The organism is Isoptericola sp. AK164 (genome assembly GCF_029643425.1).
In the GTDB taxonomy this organism is placed as follows: Bacteria; Actinomycetota; Actinomycetes; order Actinomycetales; family Cellulomonadaceae; genus Isoptericola; species Isoptericola haloaureus.
In genome coordinates, this window is the sequence record NZ_CP119106.1 from 20819 (window position 1) to 38365 (window position 17547).

General features: G+C 73.3%; 15 protein-coding genes and 1 tRNA gene. 4 read left to right on the plus strand and 12 right to left on the minus strand.

Annotated elements, in window-relative coordinates:
- Window positions 1-2: 2 nt before the first annotated feature.
- From PO879_RS00120 to PO879_RS00145, 6 genes are read right to left on the minus strand one after another with little or no spacing between them, the layout of a single operon-like run.
- Window positions 3-1418 carry a serine/threonine-protein kinase gene (locus PO879_RS00120; protein WP_278235917.1) on the minus strand — a complete coding sequence of 472 codons (1416 nt, stop codon included), beginning with the start codon at window positions 1416-1418 and terminating at the stop codon, window positions 3-5.
- Complete coding sequence (locus PO879_RS00125) at window positions 1415-2872, minus strand: penicillin-binding protein 2 (RefSeq protein ID WP_278235918.1); 1458 nt, start codon at window positions 2870-2872, stop codon at window positions 1415-1417. Before PO879_RS00125 ends, PO879_RS00120 begins: the two co-directional genes overlap by 4 nt.
- Window positions 2869-4491 (minus strand): FtsW/RodA/SpoVE family cell cycle protein, encoded by a 1623-nt coding sequence (locus tag PO879_RS00130; protein WP_278235919.1) that lies wholly within the window; start codon window positions 4489-4491, stop codon window positions 2869-2871. The genes PO879_RS00125 and PO879_RS00130 overlap by 4 nt, the downstream gene beginning before the upstream one ends.
- Window positions 4488-5831, minus strand: coding sequence for a PP2C family serine/threonine-protein phosphatase (locus PO879_RS00135; RefSeq protein WP_278235920.1), 1344 nt, complete (start codon window positions 5829-5831; stop codon window positions 4488-4490). Before PO879_RS00135 ends, PO879_RS00130 begins: the two co-directional genes overlap by 4 nt.
- Window positions 5832-5838: 7 nt before the next feature.
- The gene (locus PO879_RS00140; RefSeq protein ID WP_278235921.1) at window positions 5839-6318 is read right to left on the minus strand and encodes an FHA domain-containing protein; all 480 of its coding nucleotides are present in this window, start codon (window positions 6316-6318) and stop codon (window positions 5839-5841) included.
- Between the two features lie 10 nt (window positions 6319-6328).
- Window positions 6329-7048, minus strand: a complete 720-nt coding sequence (locus PO879_RS00145) for a DUF3662 and FHA domain-containing protein (RefSeq protein ID WP_278235922.1) — start codon at window positions 7046-7048, stop codon at window positions 6329-6331.
- 380 nt (window positions 7049-7428) lie between these two features.
- Here PO879_RS00145 and PO879_RS00150 point away from each other — a divergent pair.
- Window positions 7429-7512: transfer RNA gene (locus tag PO879_RS00150), tRNA-Leu, on the plus strand.
- 236 nt (window positions 7513-7748) lie between these two features.
- Here the strand turns inward: PO879_RS00150 and PO879_RS00155 are convergent.
- The 3 genes from PO879_RS00155 to PO879_RS00165 form a co-directional block, all read right to left on the minus strand.
- Window positions 7749-8228: a cupin domain-containing protein gene (locus PO879_RS00155; RefSeq protein WP_278235923.1), complete on the minus strand. Its 480-nt coding sequence runs from the start codon at window positions 8226-8228 to the stop codon at window positions 7749-7751.
- Between the two features lie 82 nt (window positions 8229-8310).
- Entirely contained in the window at window positions 8311-9237 is a 927-nt protein-coding gene (locus PO879_RS00160; protein ID WP_278235924.1) for a hypothetical protein, read from the minus strand.
- 12 nt (window positions 9238-9249) lie between these two features.
- Entirely contained in the window at window positions 9250-10002 is a 753-nt protein-coding gene (locus tag PO879_RS00165) for a DUF6345 domain-containing protein (protein ID WP_278235925.1), read from the minus strand.
- A gap of 192 nt (window positions 10003-10194) precedes the next feature.
- Between PO879_RS00165 and PO879_RS00170 the strand changes: the two genes are divergently transcribed.
- The 3 genes from PO879_RS00170 to solA all read left to right on the plus strand — a co-directional run bounded on the left by PO879_RS00170 (window position 10195) and on the right by solA (window position 14783).
- The gene (locus PO879_RS00170) at window positions 10195-10977 is read left to right on the plus strand and encodes an IclR family transcriptional regulator (protein WP_278235926.1); all 783 of its coding nucleotides are present in this window, start codon (window positions 10195-10197) and stop codon (window positions 10975-10977) included.
- 126 nt (window positions 10978-11103) lie between these two features.
- Window positions 11104-13614: an FAD-dependent oxidoreductase gene (locus PO879_RS00175; RefSeq protein ID WP_278235927.1), complete on the plus strand. Its 2511-nt coding sequence runs from the start codon at window positions 11104-11106 to the stop codon at window positions 13612-13614.
- A gap of 11 nt (window positions 13615-13625) precedes the next feature.
- A complete protein-coding gene (gene solA / locus PO879_RS00180) occupies window positions 13626-14783 on the plus strand; it encodes an N-methyl-L-tryptophan oxidase (protein ID WP_278235928.1) in 1158 nt (385 codons plus the stop codon).
- Between the two features lie 21 nt (window positions 14784-14804).
- On the opposite strand, the gene PO879_RS00185 is transcribed toward solA, so the two are convergent.
- Genes PO879_RS00185 through PO879_RS00195 form a run of 3 tightly spaced genes read right to left on the minus strand, consistent with a single transcriptional unit; the run spans window position 14805 to window position 17430 of the window.
- Complete coding sequence (locus PO879_RS00185) at window positions 14805-15932, minus strand: aromatic ring-hydroxylating dioxygenase subunit alpha (protein ID WP_278235929.1); 1128 nt, start codon at window positions 15930-15932, stop codon at window positions 14805-14807.
- Window positions 15929-17107 (minus strand): FAD-dependent oxidoreductase, encoded by a 1179-nt coding sequence (locus tag PO879_RS00190; protein ID WP_278235930.1) that lies wholly within the window; start codon window positions 17105-17107, stop codon window positions 15929-15931. The genes PO879_RS00185 and PO879_RS00190 overlap by 4 nt, the downstream gene beginning before the upstream one ends.
- The gene (locus PO879_RS00195; RefSeq protein WP_332900890.1) at window positions 17104-17430 is read right to left on the minus strand and encodes a non-heme iron oxygenase ferredoxin subunit; all 327 of its coding nucleotides are present in this window, start codon (window positions 17428-17430) and stop codon (window positions 17104-17106) included. Before PO879_RS00195 ends, PO879_RS00190 begins: the two co-directional genes overlap by 4 nt.
- Window positions 17431-17547 lie beyond the last annotated feature (117 nt).

A 17547-nucleotide genomic window follows, 5' to 3' on the forward strand; every position in this document is an offset into this window, starting at 1 on the left:
ACTCAGTCGTCCTTCTCGGTCGTGGCCGCACCGGCTGGGCGCGGCGGGTCTGGGAGCATCATCCCAGAGTCGGTCACGGTCATCGCCCGCAGGGTCGCGGGCCGTGTCGTGCTGGCGGCCGCCTCGCCGTCGTCCCCACCGGTCAGGCCGCTGATGAGCGTCGCCGCCAGCAGCACCCCGAGCAGCCCGAGCAGGGCCAGCAGCGGCCAGGACATCCGGCCGAGCGCTCCGAGCCGGCGCCCCGTCGTCGTGGACGTGCGCGAGGCCCCCGAGCGGGTGCCCGCCCGCGTCGCGCCGCTGTTCCGTTCGCCCTGCGCGGGGGTGGTGCGTCCCGCGCCGTGCACGTCACGCCGCGCGGGGTAGGTCCGCGGCACCGGCGGGCGGCCGAGGTCACGGCGGGTCCGGGCCGGCATCTCCGGCTGGTCGGGCGTCGAGGTGCCGGTGGAGTCCGGTTCCGGGCGCGGCGGCGTCGGGCGACGCTCGGTCGCCCGCGGGGTGCGCTCCGGCTCCTCGGTGCGGGCGTGCCGTACCGGTGCCGGGCGGCCGTTGCGTGCCGCCCGTCGCGCCGACCGGGACCGGGCGCCGAGGGGGTCCTCGGCGATCTCGCCCGCCAGGGCGTCGAGCTCGTCGGCCAGCTCGGCCCCCGAGGCGGGTCGCTTGCCCGGGTCCTTGGCGAGCATCCGCATGATGACGTCCACCAGTCCCGGGTGCACGGCCTGCGGCAGCGGCGGCACGGCGTTGTTGACGTGCGCGACGGCGATGTCGACCGGCGTCGAGCCCGTGAAGGGACGCTTCCCCGCCGTCGCCTCGTAGGCCACGATGCCCAGCGCGTACAGGTCGGACGCCGGGGTGGCGGCCTGCCCGACGGCCTGCTCCGGCGAGAGGTACTGGGCCGTGCCCATCACCATGCCGGTCGCGGTCATCGTCACCTGGTTGGCCGCCAGCGAGACGCCGAAGTCGGTGATCTTCACCCCGCCGTCGTGCTCGAGGAGGATGTTGCCGGGCTTGACGTCGCGGTGGACCACCTGGGCCTTGTGCGCGTGGTGCAGGCCGCGGGCGGTGGCCGACAGGATCGGCAGCAGCTTGCGCGGCGCCACCACGGGCTCCCGCTCGAGCAGGTCGGCCAGCGGCTCGCCCAGCACCAGCTCCATGACGAGGAAGCCGGCGCCGTCCTGCTCGCCGTAGTCGTACATCTGGGCGATGTTGCGGTGGGACAGCGAGGCGCTGTTGCGGGCCTCCGTGCGCAGACGGCGCAGGAAGTCCTCGTTGCCGGTGTACTCCTCGCGGAGCACCTTCACGGCCACGTCCCGGCCGAGGTACTTGTCGTCGGCGACCCAGACCTCGCCCATGCCCCCGACGGCGATGCGCCGGGTCAGGAGGTAGCGGTCCCCGAGGGACAGTCCGGTGGTCGGCCTCATCCGTTCAGCACCGCCTCCATGACGACCCGGGCGATCGGTGCGGACACCTGACCGCCCGTGGCCTCGGAGGTGCCGATCGATCCGCCGTTCTCCACGAAGACGGCGACCGCCACCTGCGGGTCGTCGGCCGGGGCGAACCCGGTGAACCAGGTGTGCGGCGGTGCGTCGGTCGTCGTCTGGGCGGTCCCCGTCTTGCCGGCGACCGAAACCCCGGAGATCTGCGCCGCCGTCCCGGACCCGCCCTCGACGACGCCGACCATCATGTCGGTGAGCTGGTCGGCGGTGTCGGTCGAGACCGCCCGGCCCAGGCTGTTGGACCGCGTCTCGGAGACGACGTCGAGGTTCTGGTCGCGCACCCGGTCCACCGAGTAGGGCTCCATCACCTCGCCGTCGTTGGCGATCGCGGCCGAGACCATCGCGATCTGCAGCGGGGTGGCGGCCACGTCCCACTGCCCGATGGCGGACTGCGCCACGAACGCGGGGTCGATCGGGGGTGCGGGGAACACGCTGGCGGCGGTGCCGAAGGGCACGGTCATGCCGGACCCGAACCCGAAGGCCTCGGCCTGCTCCTGGAGGGCCTCGTCGCCGAGGGTGACGCCGAGCTCGGCGAACGCGGTGTTGCAGGAGATCCGCAGCGCGTCGGCCAGGCTCTGCTCCCCGGAGGACGAGCAGGAGGTGCCGCCGTAGTTGTTGATCGAGCGGTCCGTCCCGGGCGGGGTGTACGTGTCGGGGGCGTCGACGACCGTGTCGGCGGTGTAGTCGCCGCTCTCGAGGGCCGCGGCGGCGGTGACCAGCTTGAACGTCGACCCCGGGGGGTAGATCTCCGCGGTCGCGCGGCTGTTCAGCGGCTTGTCCTCGGCGTTGGACAGCTCGAGGTAGGCGTCGTTCGCGTCCTTGGTCGAGTGGGTCGCCAGGTCGTTCGGGTCGAACGTCGGCTTGGAGACCAGTGCCAGGATCCGGCCGGTCGAGGGCTCGAGCGCGACGACGGCACCCCGCTGGTCGCCGAGAGCGTCCCAGGCGGCCTGCTGGGCCGCCGGGTCCACGGTGAGCTCGACGGCGGAACCCTGCGGGTCCGTGCCGGTCAGCAGGTTGCGCAGCCGGTCCACCCACAGGGCGTCGGCGGAGCCGGCGAGGAAGTCGTTCTCGGCCCGCTCGATGCCGGAGGTGCCGCTGACCAGCGAGTAGTAGCCCGTCAGCGGGGCGTACAACCGGCCCTGGGTGTACTCGCGCTGGTAGTTCCACTCGTCGTCGACCGGGACGGAGTCCGCCACGGCCTCGCCGCCGACGACGATGGGGCCGCGGTCGGTGCCGAACTGCTCGTACAGCGTGCGCGCGTTGCGCGGGTCGCTGTTCAACGAGTCCGCGGCGAAGAACTGGATCCACGTGGTGGAGACCAGCAGCGCGAGGAACATGACCATGACGATGGAGGCCAGCCGACGTGCGGTCGTGTTCACGGGCGGTCACCTCCTCGCGGGGACTCGGGATCGGTCGGGTCGAGCTGTTCGGTGGGGTCCGACGAACCGGTGGTGCCGGTGGGCCCTCCGCCGTCGCGCTCGGAGACGCTGCGGCGCGGCAGTGCGGTGCCGGCCGCCGGGGTGCCGTCGTCGGGCACCGGCGAGGGGCTGCCGACGGCGGGGGTGCCCGCCACCGGGGTGCCGTCGTCGGGCCCGGCACCGGCGCCCACGAGCACGGGCTCGCGCTCGTGCGAGACCTGGCCGCGCACCGGCAGGTCGGACGGGCGGCGTGCGCTGTCGGAGATGCGCAGCAGCAGGGCGATGACGATCCAGTTGGCCAGCAGCGACGAACCGCCCTGGGCCATGAACGGCAGGGTCAGGCCGGTCAGCGGGATGATGCGCGTGATGCCGCCGACCACGACGAAGATCTGCAGGGCCATGACGAAGGCGAGGCCGGCGGCCAGCAGCTTGCCGAAGCCGTCCCGCACCGTCAGGGCGGACTTGAAGCCGCGCTGGACGATGAGCAGGTAGGTCAGCAGGATGGCGGCCAGGCCCGTCAGCCCGAGCTCCTCGCCGAGGGCGGCGAAGATGAAGTCCGAGTAGGCGTACGGGATCTGGAAGGGGCGACCCTCGCCCCAGCCGGTGCCGAACAGGCCGCCGTTGGCCATCGAGAACATGCCCTGGACGAGCTGGAACGAACCGCCGACCTCCCGGTCGTACTGCTCGGCGTCCAGGGGGTGCAGCCACACGTCGATACGGGCGCCGACGTGCGGGAAGAGCCGGGCCGCGGAGACCGCTCCCACCGCGAACAGGGTCATGCCGAGCACGATCCAGCTCGAGCGGGCGGTGGCCTGGTACAGCATGGCGACGAAGAGGCCGAAGAACAGCAGCGACGTCCCCAGGTCGCGCTGGAAGACCAGGATCACCAGGGAGACGCCCCAGACGAGCATGATCGGGCCGAGGTCGCTGAGCCGCGGCAGGTGCAGGCCCAGGACCTTCGGCCCGGCCAGCGCGAGCGTGTCCCGGTTGACGACGAGGTAGCCCGCGAAGAAGACGGCCAGCGCGATCTTGGCGAACTCGGCGGGCTGCAGCGAGAAGCCGCCCACGGAGATCCAGATGCGGGCGCCGTTGATCTGCTCGCCGAGGCCGGGGATCAGCGGCAGGGACACCAGCAGCAGACCGACGAGCATGAAGATGTAGGTGTACCGGCGCAGCCAGCGATGGTCGCGCAGCAGCCACAGGAGCGTGAACGCGACGACGGCGCCCAGCAGCGACGCCGTCATGTTGCCGGCGGCGTCGGCCGGGGCCATGCCGGAGGCGCCGGAGATCTCCAGCCGCCAGATCATCGACAGCCCGATGCCGTTGAGCAGCACGACGGCGGGCAGGATCACCTGGTCCGACCACGGTGCCCGGAACCGCAGGACGAGGTGGGCGACGAGCGCGGTCGCGGCCAGCAGGGCGCTGCGCCACCAGAAGCTGTCGGGCAGCTCGTCGCGGATCGACAGCCCGACCATCGCGTAGCCGCCCATCCCGCCGGCGAGCGCGAGCAGGAGCAGGAAGACCTCGGCCAGGCGCAGGGGGCGACGTTGGCGAGGCGCCACCGTGGAGTCCGCGCTCACGCGTCACCCTCCCCCGCGGCCTGCGCCGGCTCCTGGCTCGGCGAGGAGTCGGGACGTGCGCTGGGCCCGTCGGAGGGGCTCGGTGACGGGGAGCTGCTGGGGGAAGGGGCCGGGACGGGCGTGGGTGCGGCCTCCTCGGCGAGGCGGTCGGCCCGCTCCAGGGCCTCGTCCAGGGACTCGGCGCGGATCGAGCCGTCGAGCCGCTCGATCCAGTAGGCCGGCAGGTCGTCGACGGACGTGCTCGTCACCTCGACGGCCCGCGACAGGGAGATCGGGCCCGCGTCCTGCGGGATGCCCTGGTAGACGGCGACCTGGCCGTCGGCCACGCCGAGGTAGTACTGGTCCTGCGTCCAGCCGTAGGCCCACCAGCCGCCGAACCCCAGGCCGGCCAGGACGAGCAGCGCGACGAGCACGCCGACCCACGGGCGACGACGGGGTCGGACGTCGTCGCCCGACTCGTCCTCCTCCTCGTCCTCGTCATGGGGAGCGGGGGCGGCCGGTGCGGCCTCGGCGGCCGCGGGCTCCGGGCCGGCCTCGCGGGTGACGGGCGCGGCGACGTCGGTGGCGGCGGCGCCCACGACCTGGGTGGTGTCGGCCGGCGGCGGGGCGACCTCGTCGTCGACGAGGTCCGCGACCACGACCGTGATGTTGTCGGTGCTGCCGGCCGTCATCGCCAGGGTGATGAGCAGGTCGGCCGCCTCGTCGGGCGACTCGCACTCACCGAGGACCTCGGTGATCTGGTCGACGGGGACGAACCCGGACAGTCCGTCGGAGCAGAGCAGCCACCGGTCTCCCGCGCGGGCCTCGCGGATGGACATGTCGGGTGTCAGGTCGACGTCGAAGTCGCCGAGGACCCGCATCACGACGTTGCGCTGCGGGTGCGTCTCCGCCTCGTCCGGGGAGATCCGGCCGGTGTCCACCAGGTGCTGGACGAAGGTGTGGTCGACGGTGACCTGCGTGAGGGTGCCGTCGCGCAGCAGGTAGGCGCGCGAGTCGCCGAGGTGCGCCATCGCCAGCGTGTTGCCCGAGCGCAGCAGGGCGGTGACGGTGGTGCCCATGCCGGCAAGGTCGGGATCGATCTCCGAGGCGTGCACGAGGTCCTGCCGGGCGCGCTCGACGGTCTCCTCCAGGTCGTGCAGCGCCTGGTCGGGGCCGTGCTCGGGGGTGTCCAGCGGGGCGAGGGCCGAGATCGCCAGGCTGGAGGCGATGTCGCCGCCGGCGTGCCCGCCCATCCCGTCGGCGACGACCAGGAGGTTCGGGCCGGCGTAGGCCGAGTCCTGGTTGTCGTGGCGCACCAGACCGACGTCGGAGCGCGCGGCGTAGCGCAGGGCGAGGGTCACGGGGCCGTCACCCCTGCAGCTCGACGACGGACCGGCCGATCTGGACGCCGACGCCGGGACCCAGGCGGGTCGGCGCCGAGACGCGCTGGTCACCGAGGTAGGTGCCGTTCGTCGACCCCAGGTCCTCGACGTACCACTGGTCGCCCTGCGGGAAGATCCGCGCGTGCCGGGAGGAGGAGTAGTCGTCGTCCAGCACGAGCGTGCAGCTCGGGGCGCGGCCGATGAGGATCGACGAGCCGGACAGCGGCAGCGTCGTGCCGGTCAGCGGTCCCTGCGTCACGACCAGGCGGGTGGGACCCGACGGTGCGGCGCCGCGGGAGGAGGGCGCCGGCGCGGCCGCCGGGGCGCCGTCGTCGGACTTCTTGCGCGCACGGGGCGCGCCGCGCAGCGCCAGGTCGCGGCGGAGCACGGCCACCGCGGAGAGCACGAACACCCAGAGCAGCACCAGGTATCCCAGCCGCAGCAGGGTGAACGTCAGCTCGCTCATCCGGGGCGGATCACCACTCCTCGTTCGTGCGTCCGGCCGAGGTGCCGGTCCAGAACATGATCCGGGTCCGGCCGATGGTCAGGGTGTTGCCGTCCAGCAGGGTGGCTGCGGGGACCTGATGACCCTCGACGAAGAGCCCGTTGGTGGATCCGAGGTCGGTGGCGACGACGCCCTCGGGCGTCACGCGGATCTCCAGGTGGCGCCGGGAGACCCCGGGGTCGTCGACGACGATGTCGGCCTCGGCGTCACGGCCGATGACCGTGACGGGGCCGGTGAGCAGGTAGCGCTGTCCGTCGATGTCGATGAGGGGGTGGCGGGTGCTGGGCGCGGGGTTGGTCGCCGGCGCGACGTTGCCGCGCACCGTGGCCGAGCGCAGCTGGAACCGTCCGCGGGTGAGCTGCTCGTCGCGCTCGAAGGACACGCTGACGGGACCGACGAACGCGTAGTGCTGGGACGACGCGTACTCGGTGAGGTTGGTGGCGAGCTCGTCCGCCAGGGTCTCCGCGCCCCACGACTGCACGTGGTCGAAGTCCTCCGGCCCGAGCTCGATGGTGAACTCGTTCGGTGCGACGGTCCGGTCGTGGCCGACGACGGCGGCACGGTCGTCGATCTCGCGCCGCAGCCGGCTCGCCAGCTCGACCGCCTTGACCTCGCTGCCGCGTCCCACCTTCGCGAACGCGTTGTTCATGACCCGCTCGACGCTCTTCTCGAAGCGGTCCAGCGCTCCCATGCCACCTCCTTCCGTCAGCCCGTCGTGTGCGGGCAGACTATCCAGATCGTAGGCAACGGTGCACCACCCGCGCCCACGAACCTGTGGATTTCGTGCGAATCCCTGGGGCAGAGGTGGTCCCCAGGTCACAGGGCGATCACGATGCGGGGCTTCTCCTTGCCGTCGGTCGGTCCGAGGGTGAGCGGACGGTCCTGTCCGGGTGGTTGCTGAGCGGCCGACGTCGCGTCCGGTCAGCCATCGGCTGCTGATGCCTGACCGGGTGGCCCGTCGCCGACCGAGGTCCCGCCGGACCTCGCACTGCGGTGTGACGCACGTCGCCGCCGGAGGCCCTGGATCGGGTTGGGATCCGGGGGTCGGTGCGTGCTAATCTGCTCCGGCAAGCGCGAGTGGCGGAATAGGCAGACGCGCACGGTTCAGGTCCGTGTGCCCGAGAGGGCGTGGGGGTTCAACTCCCCCCTCGCGCACGTTGCAGGAAGGCCCCGGTTCATCGAACCGGGGCCTTCGTCGTTCTCGGTCTCGAGAGCGGTTGAGCTGCGAGAAGTCCCGACGGGGTGACCCGGCCGGGACTTTTGTCGTTTCTGGGCGGTTCGCGCAGGGGTCGAGGTCGACCTGGTCCTGGAGCGGTACGACGGTGCGGTCGTGTGCGGTGGTCGCTGGTGGACCACGGAAGAGCTCGACGGTGCTGCAGCCCGCCCCTTCCTCAGGGGGCGTGCTGGTCGGGCTCGCCCTCCTCGGGCTGCCGGGTCCACGATGGCGGTTCGTCGCGCCCGCTCGACTCGTCGCGCTCGGCCTCGCCAGCGGTCTCCTGCACGATGCCTGCCGCGTGATGGGTCGGGGCGTACACGGCATACAGCCGCATGGGCTCGTCGCCGGTGTTGATCACGTCGTGCCAGGTGCCGGCCGGAACGTGGATCGCCCACCCGTCGGTGACGTCCTGGGTGAAGTCCAGATCGTCGCGGGCCGGCCCCATGACGCAACGGCCACGGCCGGCGTCGAGGCGGAGGAACTGGTCCGTGTCCGGGTGGACCTCGAGACCGACCGACTCCCCGACGGGGATCGACATCAGCGTGACCTGGAGATGCACGCCCGTCCACACGACCGTGCGACAGGTGTCGTTCCGTCGCGTGGCGGCCTCGATGTCGAAGGCCTGCGGACGGGGGCCCGGGTCGACGAGAGTCATGTGCGGTCTCCCTTCGTCGAGTCGCTACGTCTCCACCATGCTGCCGTCGGCACGGGGCCGCACGCCCGGCGGGGCCCGAGTGTCAGGCGACCGCGGGTGCCCCGGGCTTGCGGGCCAGCGTGCTGGGCGCCGCCCCGCGCGGCAGGCTGAGGAACCGTTCGTCGCTGCCGGCGACGGGCAGCAGGTGCGCGGACTTCGTGCGTCCCGGGCCGGACCCGATCGTGACGTCGGCGACGAAGAACGGCGCCAGCACGGACTGCGGTCGACGGCGCCCCAGGGACAGGTAGCCGAAGGAGAAGCCGCGCGGCGTGATCTCGTCGCCCAGGTCGCGGCTGCCCAGGAGCTTCGCGAGCCGGTGGGCGACCTCCTCGGCGGCGTCGTACGGGTCGCGTGCTGCGACGGTGGCGAGCGGCCGCGAGTGGCCGGCCGGGCTGCGCAGCAGGGTCGACGCCGCGCTGACGGAGCCCTTCCCGGTCAGCTCGACGTGGGCGGACGCACGGCCGAGCACCGGCAGGTCGCCGACGGTGTGGCGGAACGCTCCGACCGCGCGGCACAGGACGGGTTCGCTGACGGCGCCGTCCGGGTCGGACCCGGCGGCGCGGATGCGCCAGAGCCGTTCGAGCTCCAGGCTCTCGCCGTCCGCGACGAGCTCCGTGACCCCGAGCCGCTCGAGGTGCTTGCGGGCGTGGGTCGCGAGCTCGTCGTCGCCGGGGTCGCCGTCGAACAGTTCGTCGAACGGCCCGACGGACGTCTTCAGCGCCACGGCGCCCGACGCGTGGAACACGGCGAGGCGGCCCCGATCGGGGTCGCGCAGCATGCGGGCGGCGCGGCCCCGGGAGGTCTTCTCCTCGCGGACGGACCAGCCGAGCGTCTCGGCGAGGCGGTACGCGTGCGCGAGCCCCCGCTCCTCGACCTCGGGCTGGTCGACCAGGTGGTGGACGGCGACCTCGTGCGGGATCTTCCCGGCGAGCTCGGCCAGGCGGTCGACGACGGTGGTGAATCCGGACATGGCGGTCTCCGTTCAGCCTTCGGCCCAGCGCCAGAGCAGGCAGCCCTGCTGCGCCGGTGCGAGGTCGGGCGCCGTGCCGCCCTCGCCCCAGATGTGGTCGGTGTGGTGCGGGCTCAGGTCCCAGCGGATGGTGCCGCCGTTCCATGCCGCGGACGTGCCGGGCCCGACGACGATCGGGTGGTTGTCCGTCGCCCAGTCGGAGACGCCGTCGAGCCACGCCTCGCTGACGGTGTCGCCGTCGGTGAGGTTGTCGGCGACGTCCTCGCCGCACTCCTCGGTGGTCCAGGCGTCGTACATGTTCTCCCAGGCCCCGCAGTACAGGTGGAGGCGGGCGAAGATCGGCCAGACGGCGCCGACGTTGCCGCGGTCGATGGTGTGGCAGGAGAACGCCATCACCCACTCGGCGTTCCAGTCCTCGCCGAGCTGCCAGGTGGAGGCGTTGGTCAGCCACTGGTCCCGGGGGACGTCGTAGAGCATGATCGGGCGGCCGGCGTCGTTGTTGCCGTGCGTCTCGATCCAGAACAGGTCGACGTCGTCGACCCAGTTGCGGTCGTCCCCGCCGCCGGACGTGTCCTGGATGTCGTTCTCCCAGACGTCCTGCTCGGTCCAGTAGAAGGCGCGGGCGTGCCCGGCGTCACGCAGCTCGCGGTCGAAGCCGTTGCTCCGGTTGAACGTGTACGTCAGGTCCGCGGCCTTGGAGTCCGGACCGTTGGCCCGCGCGTTGGCGAAGTGCCTGATCGCCTCGATGCCGAACGTCGTCGCCATGGGTTCCTCCCTCGTCGCCCCGTGCCCGGAGGGAGCCCGGTCGCCGAGCCGTTGATGCGTCGCACGGCCTCGGGATCGCACGGCCTCGGGATCGCTTTCGCCCGGGGTGCCGCCGGCGAACGGCCGTGACCGTTCGCCGGTGGCGGCGCCCGGCCCGGCGCCCACCGGACGCCGCAGCGATAACCTGGTGCGATGGCGGAGAGCTCGGGGGGTCGTGCGACCAAGGACGGTGCCGTCCAGTCCGTCGACCGGGCCGCCGCCATCCTGGAGCTGCTGGCCACCGCCGGCGAGCTCGGGGTCAGCGAGATCGCCCGCGAGCTGGGGGTGCACCGTTCCACCGCGTTCCGCCTGCTGGCGACGCTGGAGGCGCACGACCTGGTCGAGCAGGAGGAGCGCCGCGGCACCTACGACCTCGGTGTCGGGCTGCTGCGGCTGGCCGGACGGGTGACGCGCCGCATGGACATCGCGACGGACGCCCGGGCGGTGTGCGACGACGTCACGGCCGAGGTCGACGAGACCAGCAACGTCGCGATCCTCGACGACGGCGCGGCGGTGAACATCACCCAGACCACGAGCTCGCAGCTCGTCGGGGTGGCCCGGCAGTATGTCGGCCAGCGCACCCCGCTGCACGCGACGTCGACCGGCAAGATGCTGCTCGCCCACGCCGGCGACGAGGTCCTGGCGACGGTGCTCGAGGGCCCGCTCGAGGTGTGCACGGACCGCACGATCACGGACCCCGCGGCGCTGCGCGAGGAGCTCGCCACGATCCGGCGTCGTGGCTGGGCGGCCGCCGTCGCCGAGTGGGAGCAGGACACCAACGCGCTCGCGGTCCCGGTGCACGGGACCGGTGGTCGCGTCGTGGCGGCGCTGAGCGTGACGGCGCCGAGCTTCCGGATGGTTCCCGAGGCCTTCGAGGAGATCGCGGCGGTGCTGACCCGGCACGCCGCGGGGCTCAGCGCGCGGCTCGGCGCGTAGCCGCGTAAATGCTGCGTAAACCCTGACCGAGGGCTCTCGTCCCCGGCGTCGTGCACGCCTACGCTGTTGCGTCATAGACACGATGTTGCGCAGAGCGCGACATCCTCCGACCGAGGAGGCCGTGCGATGACCGACCTGTCCCGCCTCGACCACCAGCCCCGCATCGTCGTGATCGGCCTCGGCGTCGTCGGTGCGGCGCTGGCCGACGAGCTCACCCAGCGCGGCATGCGGCACGTGACCGTCCTCGAGCAGGGCCCGCTGTGGGAGACCGGCGGCTCCTCCTCGCACGCGCCCGGCTTCGTCTTCCAGACCTCGCCGCACCGCACGATGAGCCTGCTGGCCCGCCGCACCCTCGACAAGCTCGACGGGCAGAAGGTGGACGGGCAGTGGCTGCTCAAGCGGCTCGGCGGCCTGGAGATCGCGACCACCCCCGAGCGCCTGCACGACCTGTCCCGCCGCAACGGCCTCGCCCAGTCCTGGGGCATCGCGTCCCGGCTCGTCGACCCCGACGAGTGCGCCGAGATCTGGCCGGGCCTGGACACCTCCGGCGTGCTCGGCGGCTTCCACACCCCGACCGACGGCGTCGTGAAGTCGGTGCACGCCGTCCGCTGGCAGGCCGAGCGGGCCGTGGAGCACGGCGCCCGTCTCGTGCCCCGCACCCGGGTCGTGGGCGTGACCCGGACCGGTGGCCGCGTCACCGGCGTTGAGGTCCTCCCGGTCCCGGCACCCGACGGCGCGACGCCGGAGCACGTGCCGGCCGACGTCGTCGTGGCCTGCGCCGGCCTGTGGGGTCCGGGCCTGGCCCGCGACCTGCTCGGGTTCGAGCTGCCGATGATGCCCATGGAGCACTGCTTCGGCCTCTCCGCACCCGTGCCCGGACTGATCGGTCGGCACGACGTGCTCGACGAGGCCTCCCGCCCGATGCTCCGCCACCAGGACTTCTCCCTGTACCTGCGCGAGTACGTCGACCGGATCGGCATCGGCGCCTACCGCCATCGGCCGATGCCCGTGGAGCCCGACGGCGTGGCGGGCGCCGACGAGTTCGCGGCCACCGGCGTGCACCCCGCGATGCACCCGCTGACCTGGGAGGACTTCGGCCCGTCGTGGGACGAGGCGCGCCGGTTGCTGCCCGAGCTGCGCGACGTCCCCTTCAGCGAGGGCTTCAACGGCATCTTCTCCTTCACGCCCGACGGCGGGCCGATGCTGGGTCCGGTCGCCGGGGTCGACGGGCTGTGGCTCGCGCAGGCCGTCTGGGTCACGCAGTCCGCCGGCGTCGGGCAGGTCATGGCCGACTGGATCGTGCGCGAGGACCCGGGCGTCGACACCCACGGGCTGGAGTACACCCGCTTCGACCCCGCCGTGGTCAGCCGCGACTGGACGCGCGCACGGGCGGCCGAGGCGTACGCGGAGGTCTACGACGTCGTCCACCCGCAGGCCTCCACCGAGGTGCAGCGGGGCCTGCGCACGAGCCCGTTCCACGACCGCCAGCGCGAGCTCGGGGCCGTGTTCGAGCAGGCGAACGGCTGGGAGAGGCCGCTGTGGTTCGAGGCCAACGCCCCGCTCGTGGACGCCCTCGACCGTGTCCCGGAGCGCGACGCGTGGGCGGCGCGGCACTGGTCGCCGATCGCGGCCGCGGAGGCCCACGCCACCCGCACCGCCGTCGGTCTGTACGACATGACCCCGCTGTCCCGCCTCGAGGTCTCCGGCCCCGGGGCGACCGCGTTCCTGCAGGGTCTGACCAGCAACGACGTCGACCGGTCCGTCGGTCGGGTCGTGTACGCGCTGCTGCTCGACGACGCGGGCGGCATCCGCTCGGACGTCACCGTGACCCGGCTCGGGCCCGAGCGCTACCTCGTCGGCACCAACGGGCACCGGGACCGCGTCTACCTGGAGAGCCGGTGCCCCGACGCCGTCCGGATCACCGACCTCACCGCGGGGACGTGCGGGCTCGGGCTGTGGGGACCGCGTGCCCGCGACGTGCTCGAACGCCTCACCGACGACGACGTCTCGCACGAGGCGCTCGGCTACTTCCGCGCGAAGCAGCTCCGGGTCGCGGGTGCGGACGTGCTGGCGATGCGCGTCAGCTACGTCGGCGAGCTCGGCTGGGAGCTGTGGACCACCGCCGACCAGGGCCGACGGTTGTGGGACAGCCTCTGGGAGGCCGGTGCGCCGTCGGGACTCGTCGCCGGTGGGCGGCGGGCGTTCCACAGCCTGCGCCTCGAGAAGGGCTACCGCGCCTACGGCGCCGACATCAGCCGCGAGCACTCCCCGGCGGAGGCCGGCCTCGGGTTCGCCGTGAGCCGCCGCGCGGGCGACTTCGTGGGCCGGGCGGCGCTCGAGGACCGGCCGGTCCGACGGCGGCTCGCCTGCCTCACGCTCGACGGCCCGGACGCGGTCGTGCTCGGCGGCGAGCCGGTGCTGGTCCGGGGCGCCGGACCGGGCGAGGGCGCCGTCGGGTACGTGACCAGCGCCGACCAGTCGTCCACCCTCGGGGTGACCGTGGCGTACGCCTGGCTGCCCCCGGAGCTGGCCGAGCCGGGCCGCGCCCTGGAGATCGAGTACTTCGGGCGCCGCCTGCCCGCTACCGTGCAGTCCGAACCGCTGGTCGACCCCGAGATGTCGCGCATCCTGCGCTGAGAGAGATACCCGTGCAGCACCACGACGTCATCGTCCTCGGCCTCGGCTCGATGGGCGGTGCGGCAGCCAACGAGCTCGCGGCGCGCGGCCTCGACGTCCTCGGCCTGGAGTCGTTCACCCCCGGCCACGACCAGGGCTCGGCGCACGGCGGGACGCGGATCGTGCGGCAGTCGTACTTCGAGTCCCCCGAGTACGTCCCCCTGCTGCGCCGGGCCTACGAGGGCTGGTATCGGCTCGAGGCCGAGTCGGGACGCGACCTGCTCACGCTGTGCGGCGGCATCTACGTCGGCGACCCGGCCAGCCCGACCTACGCGGGCAGCCGGCTGGCCGCCGAGCAGCACGGCCTCGACCACGAGGTGCTGGACGCCGCCGAGATCCGCCGCCGGTTCCCCACCATGGACCCGGCCGACGACGCGATGGCGTTGTACGAGTCCGCGGCAGGATATGTACGCCCCGAGGAGACGGTGATCGCGAACACCGAGGTGGCAGCCCGGAAGGGCGCGACGCTGCGCTTCGGCGAGCGCGTGCAGCGCTGGAGCGCGACCCCGGGCGGCGGCGTCGAGGTCGTCACCCCCGAGGGGACCTACGGTGCCGACCGGCTCGTGGTGACGCCGGGCGCGTGGGCGCCGCAGATGCTGCCCGAGCTGGAGCTCCCGCTGTCGGTCGAGCGGATGGTCTTCTACTGGTTCACCCCGGACACCGACGCCGTCCCGGTCGAGCGGTGGTCCCAGGAGCAGCACCCCGTGTACATCGAGGAGACCCACGGCAACGGCCAGATCTACGGCTTCCCGATGACCGACGGCCCCGCCGGCGGGTTCAAGCTCGGCTACTTCCACCTGGGCACGCCGACCGATCCCGACGCCGTCGACCGCGTCGTGCACTCCGACGAGACCGCCGAGATGCGCCGTCGGGCCCTCGAGCTCTTCCCGCACCTGACCGGTCCCGTGGTCCAGGCCAAGACCTGCCTGTACACCGTGGCACCCGACGAGCACTTCGTCATCGGCACCCACCCGCTGCACGACCAGGTCGCGATCGCCTGCGGGTTCAGCGGCCACGGGTTCAAGTTCGTTCCCGTGGTCGGCGAGATCCTGGCGGACCTGACGACCGACGGCACGACCGACCTGCCCATCGGGCTGTTCGACCCCCGGCGCCCGGTGCTGCGGCCCTGACCCGCGGCGCCGGCGCCGGCGTCACGCGAGCCGCTCGCGCACCCAGGTGTGGAAGGTCTCGATGTGGTGCTCGGCCGGCACCAGCGAGCCGCCGTCGGCGTAGGCGGCCGACGACATCGCCGGCTGGGTCCGTTCGCAGGCCTCGAAGTCCTGCCGGTTGACCCGGTCGAACAGCTCCACCGACCCGGACACGTCGGTCCCCGCCCCGACGACCTCGGGCAGGAACAGCCAGTCGCACTCGACGTACGTGCGGTCCACCGCGGTGGGGAACATGCGGTGCACGACGACGTGGTCCGGCACCATGTTGACGAACACCGACGGCTTGATCGTCACCGCGAAGTAGCGTCGTTCCTGGTCGGCGCCGAGCAGCGGCAGCGGCGCGACCCCGGCGGACCCGTCGACGGTGAACCCCTCGACACCCTCGCCGAACTCCGCGCCGCGCCCGACGTACGTCTGCGCCGCCCAGCCGTCGGCGAACTCGGGGATGACCTCGGTGAGCTCGGGGTGGATCGTGGCGCAGTGGTAGCACTCCATGAAGTTCTCGATGATCAGCTTCCAGTTGGCGTGCACGTCGTAGGCGATCCGCTTCCCGAGCCGCAGGTCGGCGACCTGCCAGGCGTCGAAGGTCTCGGCCTCCCCGAGCCGGGTGACCAGCTCGCCCAGCACCGTCTCGGTGAACGACGGCGGCGAGTCGGCCAGGCACACCCACACGTAGCCCATCCACTCGTGCACCGCGACGCCGCGCAGCCCGTACGCGTCGCGGTCGACGTCGGGCATGCGGGTGAGGTTGGGGGCGGCGACGAGCCGTCCGTCGAGGTCGTACGTCCACGCGTGGTAGCCGCACTGGAACTTGCGGGCGGTGCCGGCGGGCTCGGTGCACACCCGCATGCCGCGGTGCCGGCACACGTTGAGGAAGGCCCGGATCTCGCCCCGGCGGTTCCGAGACACCACGACCTGCTCGCGGCCGACCTGCACCAGGCGGTAGTCGCCCGCCCCGGGGACGTCGTCACCGCGCAGCACGCACATCCACTGCGTGGAGAAGATGCGCTCCTGCTCCAGGGCGAACACGTCGGGGTCGGTGTACCAGCTGCCGCCCAGCGTGGGCAGGATCGACCCCGGCAGGGGCTCGTCGAGCTGCTCGATGATCATGCGGGGATCCTCTCGGAGGCGGGCCGACGGCGGTGGGTCTTGCGCCAGCGCATCAGCCGGCGGGGCTGGTTCATGGCGAAGGCCGCGACCTCGTCGTCGCCGGAGCGGAAGACGACGAACAGCCCGCCGTCGGCGGACCGCACCTCGCCGGTCTCGCCGCCGCGCAGGCTGCCCGCCATCTGCAGCCGGGCGTCGTACTGGTCGGACCAGACGTAGTCGGGTTCGACGTCGGCCTCGGGCGGCTGTCGGTGGGCGACGACGGCGGCCACGCGGCGCGCCTGGCGCACGGTGCGCGTCCAGTGGGAGCAGCGCTCGCCCGCCCAGACCGCGCAGTCGCCGACGGCGTGCACCCCCGGCGCGGCGTTGCCCGTCGCGTCGCAGACGACTCCGCCGTCCAGCGTCAGGCCGCTGCCCCACAGCCAGCCGGCGGCCGGGTCGGCGCCCGCGGCCGCGACGACGACGTCGGCCGGCAGCTCGCGTCCGTCGTCGAGCAGGACGCCGGACGTCCCGGACCCGGTGGCGTCGGCGAGCGCGCTCAGGACCCGCACGCCGGTGACCATCCGGACGCCGTGCGACGCGTGCAGCGTCTGCACCGCGGCGCTCGCGTCGGGACCGATCGTGCGCAGCAGCGGTCCGTCGTCGGCGCAGGCCACGGTGACCCGGGCACCGAGCGTCGTCAGGGACGCGGCGACCTCGAGGCCCAGGAACCCGGCGCCGGCCACGACGACACGGACGCCGTGACCGACGGCGGACCGCAGCGCCTCGGCGTCCTCCAGCGTGGCGACCGTGTGGATCCCGGCCACCGCACCGGGCAGCCGCCGCGCGACGGCTCCCGTCGCGACGACCACGTGGTCCCCGACGACGAGGGTGCCGTCGTCGAGCGTCACGGCGCGGGCGTCGACGTCCAGCGCGACGGCTCGGCGGCCGAGCCGCCAGGTGACGCCGTCGTCCCCGTCCGGCGGGCTCAGGGCGAGGTCGCCCCGGTGCAGCCGCCCGGCGAGGAAGTCCTTGCTCAGCGGGGGGCGGTCGTAGGGCGCGTGCTCCTCGGCGCCGATGACGACGACGTCGCCGGTGTAGCCCTCGGTCCGCAGCGTGCTGGCGACGGTCCAGCCGGCGAGGCCCGCGCCGACCACGACGACGCCGGTGCGGGTGACGGCGTCCACGGGCCCGGTCATGCGGAGACCACCCCGGGCGGCAGGCAGGGCGCGGCGGTCGACAGCTCGACGAGGACCTCGCCGTCGACCACCTCCGCCCGGTGCACCCGCACGCCGCCGCGCGCGGGGCCGCCGTCGGGCACCCCGCTGCGCAGGCAGAACCGGCTCTCGTGCAGAGGGCACTCGACCGCGCCGTCCTCGAGCCAGCCCTCCGCGAGGGAGGCGTCCTGGTGGGTGCAGGTGTCGTCGATCGCGTGCACGGTGCCGTCCTCCGCGAGGAAGACGGCGACCGGCGGCGCGACGGAGTCGACCCGCAGTCCCTCACCCGGGGTGAGGTCGCTCAACGAACACAGACGATGCATACCGGCGGCTCCCCGGCTCGGACGTCGAGAGATCGCGGGCGGTGATGCGCTATGCGCAACGTCGTTCGCGATACACAACAGCGTGCGGATGCGCCGCGG